At 44.3% G+C, this 16,297-nt stretch carries 12 protein-coding genes, 1 tRNA gene and 2 pseudogenes; 5 read left to right on the top strand and 10 right to left on the bottom strand.

What is annotated here, in order from left to right; all coding sequences use genetic code 11:
• Both AC2215_RS01865 and AC2215_RS01860 read right to left on the bottom strand, forming a co-directional pair.
• A pseudogene (locus tag AC2215_RS01865) lies at positions 1 to 130 on the bottom strand (photosystem II q(b) protein); the annotation flags it as partial.
• Positions 131 to 304: 174 nt separating this feature from the next.
• A complete protein-coding gene (locus tag AC2215_RS01860) occupies positions 305 to 652 on the bottom strand; it encodes a histidine triad nucleotide-binding protein (RefSeq protein WP_486808248.1) in 348 nt (115 codons plus the stop codon).
• Between the two features lie 255 nt (positions 653 to 907).
• On the opposite strand from AC2215_RS01860, the gene AC2215_RS01855 reads away from it, so the two are divergent.
• Positions 908 to 1,438 (top strand): single-stranded DNA-binding protein, encoded by a 531-nt coding sequence (locus AC2215_RS01855; RefSeq protein WP_486808247.1) that lies wholly within the window; start codon positions 908 to 910, stop codon positions 1,436 to 1,438.
• A 52-nt stretch (positions 1,439 to 1,490) separates the two neighbouring features.
• On the opposite strand, the gene AC2215_RS01850 is transcribed toward AC2215_RS01855, so the two are convergent.
• Positions 1,491 to 1,934: a hypothetical protein gene (locus AC2215_RS01850; protein WP_486808246.1), complete on the bottom strand. Its 444-nt coding sequence runs from the start codon at positions 1,932 to 1,934 to the stop codon at positions 1,491 to 1,493.
• A 904-nt stretch (positions 1,935 to 2,838) separates the two neighbouring features.
• Here AC2215_RS01850 and AC2215_RS01845 point away from each other — a divergent pair.
• Positions 2,839 to 2,912: transfer RNA gene (locus tag AC2215_RS01845), tRNA-Val, on the top strand.
• A gap of 95 nt (positions 2,913 to 3,007) precedes the next feature.
• Here AC2215_RS01845 and AC2215_RS01840 read toward each other — a convergent pair.
• The 6 genes and pseudogenes from AC2215_RS01840 to AC2215_RS01815 form a co-directional block, all read right to left on the bottom strand.
• Positions 3,008 to 3,793, bottom strand: a complete 786-nt coding sequence (locus tag AC2215_RS01840) for a helix-turn-helix domain-containing protein (protein WP_486808245.1) — start codon at positions 3,791 to 3,793, stop codon at positions 3,008 to 3,010.
• 102 nt (positions 3,794 to 3,895) lie between these two features.
• Positions 3,896 to 4,084 (bottom strand): annotated as a pseudogene (locus AC2215_RS01835) (TniQ family protein); the annotation flags it as partial.
• A gap of 55 nt (positions 4,085 to 4,139) precedes the next feature.
• The gene (locus AC2215_RS01830; protein ID WP_486808244.1) at positions 4,140 to 5,126 is read right to left on the bottom strand and encodes an ATP-binding protein; all 987 of its coding nucleotides are present in this window, start codon (positions 5,124 to 5,126) and stop codon (positions 4,140 to 4,142) included.
• A 2-nt stretch (positions 5,127 to 5,128) separates the two neighbouring features.
• Positions 5,129 to 7,825, bottom strand: a complete 2,697-nt coding sequence (locus AC2215_RS01825) for a TnsA endonuclease N-terminal domain-containing protein (RefSeq protein ID WP_486808243.1) — start codon at positions 7,823 to 7,825, stop codon at positions 5,129 to 5,131.
• The gene (locus AC2215_RS01820; protein ID WP_486808242.1) at positions 7,803 to 9,119 is read right to left on the bottom strand and encodes a hypothetical protein; all 1,317 of its coding nucleotides are present in this window, start codon (positions 9,117 to 9,119) and stop codon (positions 7,803 to 7,805) included. The genes AC2215_RS01825 and AC2215_RS01820 overlap by 23 nt, the downstream gene beginning before the upstream one ends.
• Entirely contained in the window at positions 9,119 to 11,032 is a 1,914-nt protein-coding gene (locus AC2215_RS01815) for a DEAD/DEAH box helicase (RefSeq protein ID WP_486808241.1), read from the bottom strand. The genes AC2215_RS01820 and AC2215_RS01815 overlap by 1 nt, the downstream gene beginning before the upstream one ends.
• 98 nt (positions 11,033 to 11,130) lie before the next feature.
• Between AC2215_RS01815 and AC2215_RS01810 the strand changes: the two genes are divergently transcribed.
• Entirely contained in the window at positions 11,131 to 11,451 is a 321-nt protein-coding gene (locus tag AC2215_RS01810) for a ribbon-helix-helix protein, CopG family (RefSeq protein WP_486808240.1), read from the top strand.
• A 222-nt stretch (positions 11,452 to 11,673) separates the two neighbouring features.
• Here AC2215_RS01810 and AC2215_RS01805 read toward each other — a convergent pair whose 3' ends face one another.
• Positions 11,674 to 13,212, bottom strand: a complete 1,539-nt coding sequence (locus tag AC2215_RS01805; protein WP_486808239.1) for a DGQHR domain-containing protein — start codon at positions 13,210 to 13,212, stop codon at positions 11,674 to 11,676.
• Positions 13,213 to 13,574: 362 nt separating this feature from the next.
• Here AC2215_RS01805 and AC2215_RS01800 point away from each other — a divergent pair, with 362 nt between their 5' ends.
• Both AC2215_RS01800 and AC2215_RS01795 read left to right on the top strand, forming a co-directional pair.
• Positions 13,575 to 15,320, top strand: coding sequence for a ParB N-terminal domain-containing protein (locus AC2215_RS01800; protein ID WP_486808238.1), 1,746 nt, complete (start codon positions 13,575 to 13,577; stop codon positions 15,318 to 15,320).
• Between the two features lie 17 nt (positions 15,321 to 15,337).
• Complete coding sequence (locus AC2215_RS01795) at positions 15,338 to 16,291, top strand: HNH endonuclease (protein ID WP_486808237.1); 954 nt, start codon at positions 15,338 to 15,340, stop codon at positions 16,289 to 16,291.
• Positions 16,292 to 16,297 lie beyond the last annotated feature (6 nt).

Genomic DNA, 16,297 nt, shown 5'->3' with positions numbered 1-16,297 from the left:
CGGTTAGCAAGCAAGGAATCATCAACACGCCGAACCAACCGACGTAAATCCGGTTTTCGGTGGAGGTGATCCAGTTGCAGAACCGATCCCACACGGAAGCGCTTTCGCGCTGCTGAATGGTGGTGGTCATGATTGCAGGATGATTGCTATGTAGTTTTCAAGGTTCGTTAAGAACAGAGGTAGAAGCAATAAATAAATAAATCTGTTTCCGACCTCATATCTTTACATTAACACAAATATTTCGAGTTGTAAAGTATTTCAACATTTGGCCGGCAAATCTCATCTGGCTCTCTCTGGCTCCGATTTAGCCGGGAGGCCAGGTCATCGATCGTCCGCCGAGCAGGTGGAAGTGCATGTGATAAACGCTCTGTCCGCCCTCTTCACCGGTATTGAGCACCACTCGATACCCATTGCTCAAGCCTTCTTGCACGGCAACCTGCTGGAGAACGATTAATAGATGTCCGAGTAAATCTCGATCGTTCTCTGAAGCCGTGGCGAGGTTGACAATGGGCTTTTTGGGGATGACGAGAATATGAACCGGGGCTTGGGGAGATACGTCTCGAAAGGCAAGTGCCAAGTCATCTTCGTAAACAATATCCGCCGGAATTTCTTTGCGAATAATTTTACTAAAAATTGTTTCTGTTTCGCTCACGATCTTTCAATTTATAATAATTTAAGTACGACAATCGACTCAACCTTCTTTTCAACTCCAAGCGCGACGGTCGCAGCCTTTGAAAACCAACGGAGATAGGAGCCACAGACCTGAGACTCGCGCTTTGGGAACGCACTGATAAAATAGTCAAATTGCAGGGGTTGAATAGCAGGTTCGACTGCACGATTTTTGGCATTCTCGTCTGCTCGGATTGGCAGACGATCTTCAAAAAGTTTACAGCACTCGTCGGAACATATGAATAATTGCATCTTAGTCGCTCAAATCCTTCAAGATCCCCAACTGCGATACACCAGCGATACTCAAATTGAAATTGCGGAAATGCTGGTTCAGTTCGAAGGAACGCGGGAGGGAGAGCCGCCCTCTCGCTTGAAGGTGGTGGCGTGGCGAAATCTGGCTCTTGAGGTTCAAAAACGCTTCCGCCAGGGCGATCGCGTTGCCATCGAAGGGCGTTTGAGCATGAGTACCATCGATCGTCCCGAAGGTTTCAAGGAAAAGCGGGCGGAATTGGTCGCCCAGAGAATTTTTGCCTGGGGCAGCAACGAAGCGCCTTTGAGCAACGAGCCAGCGATGGGAGCCACGGCACCGGCTCCAGTTTCTGCCCCCGCACCCGCCGCCTACGCACCGGCTCCAGCCTCTGTGGGTGTGGCTGCCACTCCAGCGCCTCCCGTTGCTGCGCCCGTACCGCAAGTGCCGACCGCCCCCCCCGCACCACCGATGACCCCTCCACCCCCCAACGAACCATTAGAAGACGATATCCCGTTTTAGCCAGCGAATCGGGCTAGTTTCTTTAGCGCTGGGTTCGTGAGGTTGGCATGGATTATTTGCGAGCCTGTAACACCTCCAAATCTTGACGAATCCGGCGAATGCCCCCTTCGTTGTTACCTTCGGCGTAAAGTTCTCCAGCTTTCACTAAGTTTTCGACAGCCTCGCGATCTTGGTATAGGTTGGCAAATGCTAACCCTCGATTGTGGTAGGCTTCGGCGAGAGAGCCCATTCCCTCGATGCAAGTACTAAAATCTTCGATGGCTTGACGGTACTTCTGCTGTTTGTAAGCATTCATCCCCCGATCGAACTGGCTGACGACGGTAGCATCGATGGTATCTCCTGGAGAACTGTCTTCTCGATCTCGAACGGGCAGGGGATCGGGAAACAGAATCGAAGTACTCCCCGAACCGACATATGCCCAAGTCATCGTTCCAACTCCGATGCCCAGCACCAAAAGCAAGACGATCGAGCCAATAAGAATATCTGCGATCTCCATAATTGTTGAGGAAAAATTCCGTGCGCGTTCGAGTATAGCGCGAGCTGCGATCGCACTTCGATCGGCTCGGGCAACGATCGCATCAAATACCGATGAGGATAAAAACTTTGTGCAGAAAAATCGATCGGCCAGTCTCTTCGTTACTTCAGTTCGCTGGAAACAGATTGAAAATCGATCGAAAATCTCGATTTAAATAACGCTCGATCGAAATGAAGAGATGTAATGAGTTGAAAGGCGATTCCTTTCCTTTATGATGAGTCGTTATCGTTATAGAGCCATAAAGTAAAGTAGGGCAGACGCTAAGCAGCTTTTCTCAAAACCCCAATGGGGACAGAGATATAATGCTGCCAAACGAGCTACCCTGCAACTCATTGACTGTTACCCCTACACCCAATTTGTTAACCCAAAAATAGGGAACTAAAAAAGGGTGCAGATTACCGAGAGTGTAGAAAACGACATATAGTCGTTTCTGGGCCTATGCGAGATTCAAATGAACAAGAAATGCAACCCTGATGGCTCTCAGGAGTCTTAACTCCGTAAACTCACTTAGAGTATAGCATCACTTTCGAGAAATATGCAAGCTTTTTTCGGTGTTTTTACGTAAATCGCTTCAAAGCGCTGTGGTGAGGGTCGATCGAGCGCAATAAATACCTAGTATTTCATACCTCGTTCCCTTTTTAACACTCGAGGATACAAAATGTAGAAGAATTGTGGAGATTTCCGAGTCAAACCACCGATCGGACTTCGCGCGCGCAGGTCTTGGGGCATGAGGCAAGTGTTTCAAACACAAGCGGGCTGGGGACGTGCGAGACTTTATCCCATTGCTAAATCTGTAACGAGACGGCTTTTTTCTCAAAAAGTTTGCCAACCGCGATCGACCCGTGCTACGATAAGAAGTCGTTGCGGACGCATAGCTCAGTTGGTTAGAGCACTACGTTGACATCGTAGGGGTCACTGGTTCGAGTCCAGTTGTGTCCATTTAAATCTCAGGCAAAACAAACCCAGGTAAATGTGACTTTACCCATAAGCCTGCCGTCTTGGTAAGGTTATGCTTCCATTTAAGGCTGGCAAAGTTATGATTCTAGCCCAAGTTCGCACCTAGCAGCATGCAAGCAATCCCTAACACGCCGATAACGGAAAAATCCAGGATGGGACATTAAGCGTGAAACGCGAGCCTCGCTAGGATATTGTCTTTGGGCATATAGGGTAAGAACGGCCTGTCGAATTTCCGTGCAGCAATCTTGAATCGTTTGCTCCAAATTTGATTTTTGCCAATTGCGGCGTTTAAGCACAACAGCACGGCATAGATCGGGAAAATGCTTGGAAATCAGTCTGCGATCGCAACCGAGGCTCTCCGAAATTTGTTTAATAGTCGGAACATCACTTTCCGGTTGAGCTAGGGCGTTGAGCAATGCTTGCTGTACCCGCCAAGAATCAAAGCTTCTCGGGGATAAACGCTTAGGTTTTGCGTGACCGGGGAGAGCTTGGCAGGATATCGTTTTTAAACTCGAAAGTTCAATTTTCTGAGTCACTAAATCAAACAGAGATGTATTGAGTCTCCAAGCAATCTCTAACAAGGAGTCTATCGTAGGGAAGGATTTCCCGGTATACCAACCCCAAAAAGTATTTTTCGGGATTCCAAGAGAGGAAGCCAAGGCAGCCATATTACCATCTGTGAGGATATCTACTGCCAGAACAAGGTTATCCCGAACGATGCTTTTAGATGGTAAAGAATTAAGAACTGGAGATTGAGCTAGCAAATATCCGAAGGAATTAGCTGTCCAGGAATATTTTTCTAATTCGTTTTCTGAATAGCGCTGAATTCCTCCTTGATTCAGGGTGATCTGCGATAAATCCACAAGGAGCTGGTGACATTCAGAGCAAAATCCAGAACGCGAACGCCAACTGAGAAAAAATAGACGTTGCTGACAGTGGGGGCATTGTTCTAGCAAGGTTACACGATGTCTTGGGCAAACCTTGACAGTCTTAATCGACCAAAGCAAAGGCTCATAAATCACACTGCCTGATTCTAGCCATTCATGATAGCAGGCGGAACACCAAGCTTTATGGGTACGTAGCAACCCCTGCCAAGCAAAAACCTTAGACCATGTGAGTAGTGTGAGAAGTCGTAAATTCTGGGAGCAAGTCAGAACTTCAACTGCATCAACAAAGTCTTGAGCAATATCTCCACTTCCATTAATGGTGTTAGCGCGCTTGAATTTCTTTGAGCATTCTTTGACATTGGGAAACTGACCAAGCCCGTCTTTTGAGGTGTTTCAGGGTTACGGTAGTAGCTTCCTCATCTAAAACATCTTTCAGGGCGCGGGTAAGCCAGTTTTTAAGAATTCCCACACAACCAAGAGTCCGTTCATAGAAATACTCCCAGTGAGGAACTAAATCTGGTGTTTCGTGAAGTGGCATTTGGCATTGAAAAGTGAGTAATATACTCTTAAAGGCTTGAACATCATCAGATTCATGAATTTGATAGCGAGGGAAATGAATATCAACACTGCGGCGAGATAATTGACCACTCAGATTACGGAAAGTTAACAGTTCGTACGTTCCTAATAAACAATGTAGGATACCTGTCATATTAGCCAAAGACTTGAGGCAATCCAATTGGTCTTGAAGCTTATGTCCACTAGACATTTTGCCTAAGTGTTGCCCCTCATCAATGAAGAAGACATCAGGATGGCGATGACGAAGCGTACTTTCAAGAGCGCGACGCAGCGCAGGTGCAACAACTTTGGACTCAATGACGATATGACCCAAAGTATCTTGATAGATGCCTCTCACTCCGTAGTCAAATTTTTGTTCGATCGACGGTTCTTCTAGTGCGATAAGCGCGCGGGTATAGTAGTCTTTCCAGTTAAAATTTCTTGATTCTGGTGCTACAGCTTCAATACCTACGACGGGAATACGCCCACGGTCTTTTCCTAACTGAGGTAATGCTTGCTCAATCAGCTTTTGCTCTACTCTCTTACGAAGAGTGGTTTTACCAACTCCACTTGCACCATAAACAAAAATGAAGGATGCTCCTGCGGGTTCTGCTATAGTTCGCATGAGTACTTCATACACTTCACGAAGTTTGGGATGGGCAACAGTAAAAGACTCAAAATAAGCTAATCTATCACTGATAGGAGATTTGAGGAGTTCGATCGGGAAAATAAAAGTATTACTCGTATTACTCATGGTTAAAACTCCTCATAGACAACAAGTTGCTCTGGTGAATTATGTCTAGGTTGTTGTCGTTCAGAGTCGCTCTGGTTATCAGTTTTAGTAGGGTCAAGATTTTGGAATTGATTGAGAACTGTTTTTGAGCTTGACTTTCCTCCTTCAATTAATTGAAAAATATCTGCTGATTCCGTGTCATGTAATCGCTGTTCGAGTAAAATTTCCTCTGCTTCCACAGAGGCGAGGAAATCTGCTAGCTTTTTTGCAGAAATTTTTGATTGCTTATTTTTCCTATAACGGTTACGCAATTCGCTAGTAGCTAGCTTTAATTCTTTCTCAGAACGCCCTTGAAATTCAGCATAGTATTGAGAAATACACTCTACCCATTGACCTTGAACAAAAGCGTAGGCAATTCCAGCATTAAAAGGATCGTATCTCACCGGAACAGAAGTATTTTCCACATCTGGGTTTCTAAACAGATTAGACCAGTAGTAGATATAGTTTATTTTCACTCCTCGACTGGCTTGTACTTTAGCTTTCCCACTACTTGTTGTGGGGAAAGTGAGGATCTTAAAGTTCTCATCATAGGGAATTAAACGGTGAGTTCTTCCACCACTCTGTATAACTCCTGCGGTAAAAGCGTCTCGTGGCGTTTGTCCTAATGCTGGATGATCTTCCGTATCGTAAACGTCATAAGCCCATTGAAAAAGATATTCGCACAAGATTTCTAATGTCCACACTGCCTGATTTTTAGGATTGACTGATTTAGTCACCTGTCTAACATTACGGGTGATTTGGGTATTCCCCATCAGATTGTGAATGAATTGTGTATTGCTCGTTCCGAATAACCGTTCACAAACCGAGCCAAATCTCCCTTTAGCTGCTGGACGGTGCTTTTTGGTGCATTCAAAGGTTGCCAATAATGTCTCAAAATAAGTACTGTGAAACTCTGCACCGTTATCCACAACAATCGTCTGTGGTAAACGTCCGTAGCGTTGCACGCAGAGTCTCAGTACCATCAAACAGGAACGATAAGAAGGCGAGTCAAAAGTGAGATATATCGCAAGGAAACGTCGGGAATAAGCATCAATTAAAAAGGTCGCCCAAGGTCTTCCTAATAGACGACCAGTACGAGAACAAACCAGCTCTACGTCCATCTGAGTATGGTCAATATGACCAATCTCAAAGGGGCGATCGCCATGTCTCGGGGTTGTTCTCTTCAGTTCCCAGTAAAAGGTGCTTTGTTGGTATGCAGCTCTGCGACCCTTGCGTTTCAAGGTTTGTTTGTACCCAGAGCGTCTCTTGATTTCTTTGCTGAAAGTTTTATAACTCGGGGCGATGATACCTTTCCGTTCGCAAGCGTCTACCAAAGAGCAATACACTGACCATTTGGTTTTCTGTTTGAGATTTTCGTAGTCCTCCGTAATGAACTGTTCCATCATTTCCAGCGTTGCGTCAGGTAGCTTGCGCTGACGATTACCTTTTGCTTGACGATGAGATAATAAGCCCAGGTAACCACAGCTATATTTTTGTTGTGCTGCCAGATACTTAGCTTTCCAATCCCTGATTGTACGGGCTGAAGTGGTTTCCTTGTCTCGCGTCTGTCCTTCTAAGTAAGGCTTGATAATTTCATAGCGGCGGAGAGCTTCTGTTTGGTCTTCGGGGCTAGCTTGATAAAATCTGTCCCAGGCTTCCGTGGTAACGATGCTTGAAGTTTTCAGTTCTGTGCTAATGATTTTGCCTTGCCTCACCAAAGCCTCAAACTCGTGTCGTTTTAGCTCAATTAACTCTTCCTGTTCCCCTCGCAGGACAATTTCTGTGGTTCCTACATGAATAATCATCCAAGTTTTCCCATCCCAAGTAATTGATGTTCCCATCGTTAAATTCACTACAGGAGAAACCATTGCTTCTGTAGAAGGGGTAGAACTTACCATCAGGGAATAAGCTTTTGCCGTTTGGCTATTGGGGAAGATAGAACATTGATTGGGTTCAGCTAAAAGGCTATTGCTTAGATCGACATAAATTTGTTCCTTGGCAACGAGGATGTAGATGTAGTCGGCAGTGAAAGAATTTAACAATTCAGTCAACTTTATTCCCGGTCTTTCGGAGATAGCTTTAAGAATTCTGTCTAATTGGTATTTATCTACTTGTAGAGATTCTTCTCGGAGATAATCTTCCAAGAACACTAGATTCCGTTGCAGATTCCAATTAATCTCAGCGTCAGAACGTAAGTGGTAATAGAGTCCAAATTTACTTGCGTAATTCTCTCCTGGCGGGCAGTACCATCTTTTATTTTCAGAAAGAATGTAGCGATGGGGACTCTTTTTGGCAAGTTTTTCAAGTTGTTCTTCGGGTTTACATTCTTCCCAACCCGCAGAGCCTTGTCGAAGAACAAAGAAGTCAGGAGTGTGCAATACACCTAATTTCCGATCGTTCTTACTTTGATAATCGAGCTTAATTGACGGTGGTTGATCGTAGAACTCTAAAACATTTTTATCATGTTCGAGTTGAAAGATAAAAGGGAGTTCAACTTTGTGAGATTCAAACTGGATAGTTACTCCCATCTTACGGCTGGGATAACGACCAAAAACATTTTGACTCCCACCACTCACACTACGAGATGGTTCTGAAGAGCGAATCCGTTCTATGACTTCCTGGGTTTGATGAGATATACCAAGATTCTTACACCAAGCATCAAACTCCGTTCTTGATAGCATCAGAATTTTCCTCCTGATTGTTGTCTGAAACCGGACTAAAGAGTGTCAATTTGCCCTTCTTGTCTCCAGTTCGCTGCCAAGCTATATGATCTGGATCTCGCTGTTTTGACCATTTTGGAAATTGCTTTGGCTGGTTGTACATCACGTTCAAGACTGTTTGTGGCTTAAGTCCTAAGCGTTCTGCAAGCTTTTCAACATTTAATGGATTATTATAAGAATTCAGTTTTTGCAGTCCCTCGGTTTGAACCTCTGGTATATTCGTCACTTCTGCTGAGAAGTCCGAATCCTGGCTTGTATCTTCTGGATGCATGTCATTAGTTTCAGCAGAAATTTCAGCCTCATGCTCGTCCACTGATTTTTCTGGCTGTTCTGTGAGAGGTTCTAACCCTTGTCTCAAATGCTCAACTAACTCTTTGAGTTTCTCCCCTTGATAGAACTTAAGTAGTTTCTCTGCTGCTTTCTTGGGATGATCCATCCGCACGGACTTAGAACGGTCTTTAATCCCCAACAGGTCTTTAACAAAGTGATTTAGCTCTCGACTATAGGCAGGTTCCTTATCCTCGTCTTCAGGAATTGGATTAGTATTTATATACTGTCTGAGTCGGATACCGATTAAGTCTCGCTTATCGACATACTCCCGCTCTTCGGCGGTAAGATTCTCAGGATCTCTGATGTCGCAACCTAATCGAGCAGCAACATCTATGGAGATTAATCCTCTATCAAGTAAGTCCCCGATCTCTGGAATGGCTTCTGCTGCTCGGTTTGCAGCCCGGATACGTTTTTGTTGTGCAGATTTTAGGGCATTTCCTAACTTCGGATAGTCGCTATCCGAAGTTAAAGCATCAAGATCCGTGCGTTCTCCCTGGTGAGACTCATAAATAACTGCCCGAAATTTCCTCTGCACCTCCAAATCTGCTTGTAATACCCTGTCTAACGTTCCCACGCTAGTTTCCAAGCCATTAGGACGTTTTGCAGTGATATAAGATCGAAAGTTCTCAGAATCAGTCCCTTTGGTGTAGCGACAATAAAAGGGAGTTACCACCCCCTTCGCGACATATAGACATTCCCAGGACTTATTCTCAATGATTTCATTGATAAACTGAGGAATTTTGTCAACAAATGCTAAATCTTTACCAATGCCAGAAGCTATGCCGTCAGAGACAAAAAAAGCCCTCACTGCATTGTCATGTTCTTCGTTAGGCAATCGGTCTTTTTCTGAAGTGACCTTCTCGATTATTGCTGTTTCAGGTAACTTACCTTGAGTGGGGTCAATTGTTTTGAATTGTCCTTCCATTACAAATCCTCTGTACCTTTAAGTTGGGCAGCATGAGCAATGCGATCGCAAAGCCATAGATAGATTTTCTCCCACCCTTCATGACCAATAAAGCCATCTAATGGTAATCCATTTCTCTGTTTGGCTTTGTTGTGGATTTTTCCGACTTCTTCCTCTTTGCCTTTCTCACTATCATTGGGGTGTAAAAGGCAAGCTAATCGGAAAACCTTTTTGTTAGCTTCCTTTCGAGCATATTGAGCTTTTTGATCCGGTAACCAACTTGAATATTCAGAAGGAAATCCTTGAGGAACATCTTTTGTAGAGGGAGGACTATGACTACTGCTCGTTTGATTAATGTTTTTTTGATACTCTTGATGCAGTAAATCAAAGATTGCTGGTTCCTGCTGAAGCATTTGTGCTAAATGAGCTGGAGTTTTTCCCCAATGTTTCCAAATCTCTTTGTTCGCTACTGCCCATTCTGCAACATTAGTATATTTATCAGAAATTTCCTCGCCCTCTACAATCTGCATGGCCAACTTCCCAGTAGAAGCGAGTGGTTCAAATGAAGAGGGGAGTGTTTCTCTGTCTTTGTCTACCTCATTATCACTATTCTCATCCCTCAATTTTTCGTCCTCTCTTTCCCGAATCACATGAGCAACTTCATTCATCACGCTTATTGCCAAATCAATGAGTGTGGGGTGTGCAGGAATAAGCGTTTCCACCGCTTCTGGTGAATCTTCTGGAAATTTGCGTAACAAACGCCCCAAATCTTGCATAAAAGATAGAGGGGCGCGAATATTAGTAGCATGGATGCGATATTTGAGGCGATGAATTGAAACGCCTTCACCCAACATTCCCACGCCAACTATCCACGATCTTGCTGTTGTACCTATTTCTGCTGCGAATTGTTCAATACGTTCGCTAGAGTTCTGATTCGAGGAAAAACTAGAGTTTGGGTTGGGGTCATCATCTTTGGAAACAACAACTAAGGCTTCTTCGCCAGTAAGACGACTAATGCGCTCTTTCATCTGGCGAGCAGCTTGAATTGTCGGAACACGAATGTAGGTTGCACACTCTGGTAGTCCTTTAGCACGATCTCGCTTCATGCGCTCATGTGCCCATTCAATTGCTGTTCTGACCCAATCACCTTCAACATAAATTGCTGTATTCAGTGCATCTTTCAGCTCATCTTCGTTTTGAGCATTGGTAAAAGTTTTGCCCTCGTAAATAGCACGACCTCGACGATAGGTGAATTCTCCAGCCATTGTCACAAATGAGAAAGGAGGAATGATTTCCTCATTTAAAGCGTCCGCTAAGGTGTATCGAAAATCTGGTAGACATTCGTAAACATTTTCTTCTACAGAAATATAATTCACCCAATTCCCCAAAATTCTATTATTATCAGAGCGGAAAGGGGTTCCAGAAGTCATTAAACGATGAGAGACAACATGGTTCGGGAAAGCCACTTCACAAGCTTGACCAAATGCAAGGTCTGAACTCGCATGATGCACCTCATCAAGAATGACAAATACTTTCCCCGTCAAAGTTTGATTGAAGCTGTGTTTTAAAGACTCAGCATTACCTGATTTGGTAAGCCAGTGATAGCTGATAACAACACCCTGATAACTCTGCTGGAGTAATTCTTCAGGGGTAGGTAGCCTGCGTAATCTTGTATCTGTTCCAGAGTAATAAAGATTGAGTCCAAAAAGATTAGCAGCGTCTTGAGCATATTGTCTTTTTAAATGTTCGGCAGGAACAACGACAACGACAAAACGCCAGTCAAAACCATCTTTGAGAGAGTCATAAGCGTATAAAGCTCCTCCAGTTTTCCCAGATGAGGTGCAAGCCTCTACCAAAAAGTCTTTCTTTGGGTTGGTCTGATACTCCCGGACAAATCGGTCTTGCCAGTCTCTAGGGACAAATTTCTGGGGCATAGTCATCCTCCATTCGTTACAATTGGTTGGTTGTGCATCTCGTTCGTAGTGCAATCGTATCTCGTATCTCAAACATATCACATCTGTATCTCAAAAGTATGGCGAAAACTGGCAAAGGTAAAACCATATCAATACGTTTGTCTCAGTCAATGCTTGAGGCACTTGATGCTCGCGCTGTACTGGATGAGAAAGACAGAACTCAGGTCATCAGGGAAGCGCTCGCTCAGCACTTAGACCTACCAGAAGAATCTGTTGAAGATAAATTGGTCGTGCTCGAAAGAAAACAACATTCTCTCGAGCGACTTCTCAGCAAGCTTCGCCAAGAACTTCAATGTGAAACCCAAAGAACAGATGCGCTAGAAATTCGTCTAGAGGAACTCAGTCGCATCATGTCTGCTTTTTTAGAGCGCGTAAAATAGAATCATCATTGTACCCATGGCAGACTTATGATTCTATTTTAGCCAGAAGGCAATCTTATGGTTCCGATCGCGCTGATATTCCTTAATGAATCTGACGGAATTATCGGTACTACGCGCTAGGGATTGGCAAGCTTATGGTTCAGCTCGCGGCAAAGTTATGGGTAAAGTTACAGTAAAAAGTGGCCACGGATTTTCCAAATCATTGGCCACTTTCGATCGACTTCACAATATTTCTGGTAATCCCACTTCCTTCGGCTGTACGAATCGCCCTTGGAAACTAATTGCTTTATTCTCAAAGGTTCTGACCTGAGCGAGTGCCTTCCGCAGTTTTGCCCGTTCCATGCGGTCTTCTATGCCACCGAGAAGGTATGCTAACAGGAAAGCTGCCAAATCCCGACCCGCAACCCGTACTCGCCGCTTGTTGGGGTCGTACAGCACACCGTACCACAGCGATTCGGGATACTCCATGCCATCAAATCCACCGGCCTTGTCGTAGCGCCGCAACTTCTCGAAGATCGTCTCCAGGGAACACCCAGAACCCGCCACCAAACTGCCCAACGCCTGGGCGACCGAAATTTGCCCCACAGGACGGAATAAGAGATTGCCTCGACCCTCTTCTTCCTCGAAGCTAAACCGACGCAAGGCTGGGGTTTCTTCCCGTTCTAATGCCCGGTAGCTGGGAAGGCTGGCGAATGCATCGAGTAACTCGCCAAATGCGACGACACCCGCTTGTAACTCTTCATCCTCGGGTCGTCGGGGAATCAAACCCTTGCGGCGATCGCCTTTCCAGTGAGGGTACTGGGGTTCGAGATATCGCGCTGCCATTTCTTTGAGGGCTTGCAGGGTGGTTAAGACCGTGGATTTTGCTGCCACCGTCGCGCTATCCCAATTCACGCGCGGATTGCGTCCTTCTTCTTCTCGCAACAGGGGATGGGTGGCGGCCACCTGCCGGGTGACGATCGAAAACCCATCATCTTCATCCAGCAGCGCCAGTTGTCCTTTACTCAGGGGAACCGCCATCAGGTTGACGTGGACGAAAATCGATCGTACCCGCCGTCTGGCCTCTTCTCGGGTTTCTCCAGGCAAGACGGCTGGGATAAATTCAACCCCGATGGTTTCCTGGGCGAGACGTTGCAGGGACTCGGCATCAATGCCGTATTTTTCGACGATATCTGCCAGGGCGATCGGTTTGCCGACGGGTTTTTTAGACTTGTTGTAGGCTTGGAGTTCTCCCGATCGCAGCAACTGCATCAATCCCTGCACCCCCATCAATCGATGCTGTCCGTCTAGGGCGTAGATTTGCACTTCCGGGGAAACCTCCAGCCAACCGATGCGATCGCCGTCGTCTAGAGGCAGAAACTCTGCTGCCGACTGAGTTGCCCGTCCCTCCCAATTCCATTCCGGCGCGTCCGGTTCGTCCACCCAGGCTGGAGAGAGAACCACCAGTAGGGGGGGAAACTTATGGGCGGTTCGAGTGGCGAGGTATTGGGCAAGGGGGGCTTGGCGAGACCAATCCAGGGGACGCTGGACGATGGATTCGAGGGTGTTTGCACTCCGTTCCACGTTCTGGGTTTGGCGATCGAGGTGGGGTTGGAACAGGGGAAGTTCCGAGGCGAAACCCACGCGGAGATCGAGCCATTCTAGGGTGACGGAACTGAGATAGGCTGCGGTTCCCCCCATTTGCGTCGTTTGGACGAAGAGGCGATTTTCGTCGGCTTGGCGCGGGAGAGTAGCAACGGTCGAGCGGGTTTTGGCGTTCATGGATTCGAGTCAAAGCGCTGGCATCCTTGACTATACCCAGATGTGGCCGGGGCGAGGGCAAGTTTTTAAAAACCTTTAGAATCCGAGGTGGCTTTCCCCACATGTCTCTAATCGAATTCGTGTTCGTTGCGGCATATTCATAGTCACTGGGAAAACCTGCAAATTATAGCACTACGCACATACGTTAGGACACTGTCATCTCCGTCTTCCCCTCTGGGTAATGGACCATTTTTCTGAACGTCCTAACCTAAGCGCGTAGCGCTATATCACAAAATTACCCTTCCCTGGGTTTATGGTGTTAGAATCATAGCTTTGATATTAATTTTTATCTAAAAAATTCGTATTTGACTGGGGAGGGTAAGATGAATCAAGAAAATCTTTCAAACCAAAAACAAAAAATCTTCAAATATAAAGCTGTCCGTATCAAACAAACGAATGCAGGAGATTACTTAGTTCTTTTTGCAGCTTCTGCTCTTGAGATTGAAATGTGGGCTGGAGTTCCACAAAAAAAGAAAATTGGTGAGCAAGAAACTACAGGATTTCAGCGTGAAGAAAATAAAAAAAGAATAAAAGAAATAAAAAGCTTTTATCAAAACGAAAAAAATATCATTCAAAATCCACTACTTTGTGCTTTGAGGAATCCTAACCAAGTGAATGTCGATTTTGAAGCCATTCAACCTTTCGAAACAGATACGGTACAATACGGCTGGCTGAAAATATACTCAGAACCTCTTGAAGATTTAAGCTTGCTGGAACTTATCAAAAAAGTGAAAAGTGATTTAGAGATGCGAGTCCCAGACCTTGCTAGTGGTCAAGTTCCAGATAGTGTGATTCGCAATCTAAAACAGCGTGCTAGATTTTCGTATAACTTTTCTAGTAACGATCTAGAAATTGAAGAAGATTTATTAGAAGAAGAAGACTCTAATTCAGAGACTATAGCATCTTCACTGATTGACGAGTCACATATTGTAGATTTCTGGGAGGAAATAGCAGCTTATAGTGCCATTTTAGAAGACATAAAAAATGATTTTAATGACGATCGATTTTTAGATTATTCCAAAGAAGCTTTAATTTCTTTCCTGCAACCTGTAGTCGTGGTAGATGGACAACACAGATTACGTGCTGCGATCGCATCGGCAAAAGAAATTGTAAGAGAAGATCCCTATAGGGAAAGTTTGGAGAATGAAATTATCAAGAATGATTTAGCTTCAGAAGAGGCTGAGCAAAAGATAGAAGCTGAAGCAGCTCGTCAGCTTCCAGTCTCTCTGCTAATGAATACCGATCCCGCCGAACATGTTTTTCAGTTTGTTGTGGTCAATCAGAAAGCCACACCAATTAAGCCTGCATTGTTAGGAACAATTGTATCGACAAGCTTATCCGATCGAGAACTAGAAAGAGTTGCCGATAGATTAGAATCGGCGGGAATTAATTTAGAAGAATCGAGAGCTGTAACTTTCCTGACACGATATACAAACAGTCCATTTTTCAACTTAGTTGAGAGAGGATTGACCTCAGACACAAAAGATCGTCTCAAATGGAATGTTTTAGCCTCTATTGTCAAAATTTTCAGAGATTTAAAGGGAGGAAAACTTTTTCACGATAATGTAGACTATGCTGATACATGGCGGCGTAAGCATTTGGAGAAGTCCAAAATTCTGACTGGCTGGAGTGACATAGAAGGCTGCGACAGTGAATTTGACTACTGGCATAAGCGGGACGGTGTTTGGCGAGATGTCTTTATTTCGTTCTGGACTGTTGTTAGGGATAAATTTTCCGATCCTGATAATGATGATGCATGGCATTATTGGGGAAATCCAAAGAAATCAAATATTTTCAACCAGACTTCATTAAAAATTATGTCTTCAGATTTTTTTCAATATTTATGTGAACGCAGAATAGGCATCGATAGTATTGAGAAAATTCCTGTATTAGTTAGTGAATGGTTAGAAGATGTAAATACGGATTATTTCAATCGAGACTGGAATTTGCATGGCGTCAAAAAAGATGTGCCTGGAATTCGTAAGCGGTGGTCAAAGCTGTGGGTCGAATATAGAAAAGATCCACAAAGACTACCAAAATCAACCTTATATCGAGATCCATTAGGCTAGGTAAGCTGAGTATATATATGGAAATTGAAGAAATATACTCTTTTTTAAATACCACAGCTGATAAACACACAGCTTGTTGGAATCTAGAGCAGCTCAGTAAAATAGCTAATCAGAGATTTCCTGACTTTATAATGGGGAATCGTAGTACTTTAATAAGAGCTGATACCCATTTACTTTGGACGGAGTGGTTTCTTGATTCAATTTGCGATCCAGAGATTTTTTCTACCAACGAAGATTCAAGTTATGCTCTAATACTTGAGATAGTCAAAGAACGAATATCAACAATTTTTTTCGATATATCTAAGAATCATCGTCAAGAATTAATTAGAGATATTGCAAGATTAATAGACAAAAAAGTTCAACTTCGTAAAAATCGAGAAAGATCTACTTTAAGTAGAGATGAAAAGAAAGAATTATGGGATCTCTCTGGACCAGATCAAAGGTGTTGGATTTGTGGATATAAGTTTACAAATTGGGCAGAACATAAGTTCTTAGGCTCTAAAGGAAATATCACAGTTCCACCTTTACCTAAATTTGTTGATTATATGACTTTCCATGGTTTAAAAGCACGAGATATTGTTATAGATATCGATCATGCTATTCCATTTTCTCAAGGTGGTCGTGACGGAGACAATCTTCGACTAGCTTGTGGGTGGTGTAACTCTCGTAAAAGTAATCGTATATCTTTATATGATGTTTCTGCCAAGCCTCGCACTGTAAAACATCCAAAACTAGGGAGCAAGAGTATACCTCAACCTTTTTGGGTTGTTCGACTTTTATCTGTACGTAGATGCTGCGAACACGAAGAGGGTTGCGATCGAGTCGTTGAAAACTCACAGTTAACCGTTGTGCCAAAGCATCCTCAAGGTGCAATGAATCCAAGTAATGTTAAAGTAACCTGTCTAGACCACGATCCGTTAGGTTCGGATCGCTTTGTAAGTCGGCAAGTCGCAGAAAGGATGCAGACATAGGAAAAG

Source organism: Zarconia sp., from assembly GCF_057467645.1.
Note: the sequence above shows the minus strand (reverse complement) of the source record. Positions and strands in the feature narration are given on the sequence as shown.

Excerpts from the sequence above, each read along its gene's own strand:
- AC2215_RS01855 (WP_486808247.1), top strand. The coding sequence starts at position 908 with ATGAATAATTGCATCTTAGTCGCTCAAATCCTTCAAGATCCCCAACTG.
- AC2215_RS01850 (WP_486808246.1), bottom strand. The coding sequence starts at position 1,934 with ATGGAGATCGCAGATATTCTTATTGGCTCGATCGTCTTGCTTTTGGTG.
- AC2215_RS01830 (WP_486808244.1), bottom strand. The coding sequence starts at position 5,126 with ATGAGTAATACGAGTAATACTTTTATTTTCCCGATCGAACTCCTCAAA.
- AC2215_RS01825 (WP_486808243.1), bottom strand. The coding sequence starts at position 7,825 with ATGCTATCAAGAACGGAGTTTGATGCTTGGTGTAAGAATCTTGGTATA.
- AC2215_RS01820 (WP_486808242.1), bottom strand. The coding sequence starts at position 9,119 with ATGGAAGGACAATTCAAAACAATTGACCCCACTCAAGGTAAGTTACCT.
- AC2215_RS01815 (WP_486808241.1), bottom strand. The coding sequence starts at position 11,032 with ATGCCCCAGAAATTTGTCCCTAGAGACTGGCAAGACCGATTTGTCCGG.
- AC2215_RS01810 (WP_486808240.1), top strand. The coding sequence starts at position 11,131 with ATGGCGAAAACTGGCAAAGGTAAAACCATATCAATACGTTTGTCTCAG.
- AC2215_RS01805 (WP_486808239.1), bottom strand. The coding sequence starts at position 13,212 with ATGAACGCCAAAACCCGCTCGACCGTTGCTACTCTCCCGCGCCAAGCC.
- AC2215_RS01800 (WP_486808238.1), top strand. The coding sequence starts at position 13,575 with ATGAATCAAGAAAATCTTTCAAACCAAAAACAAAAAATCTTCAAATAT.
- AC2215_RS01795 (WP_486808237.1), top strand. The coding sequence starts at position 15,338 with ATGGAAATTGAAGAAATATACTCTTTTTTAAATACCACAGCTGATAAA.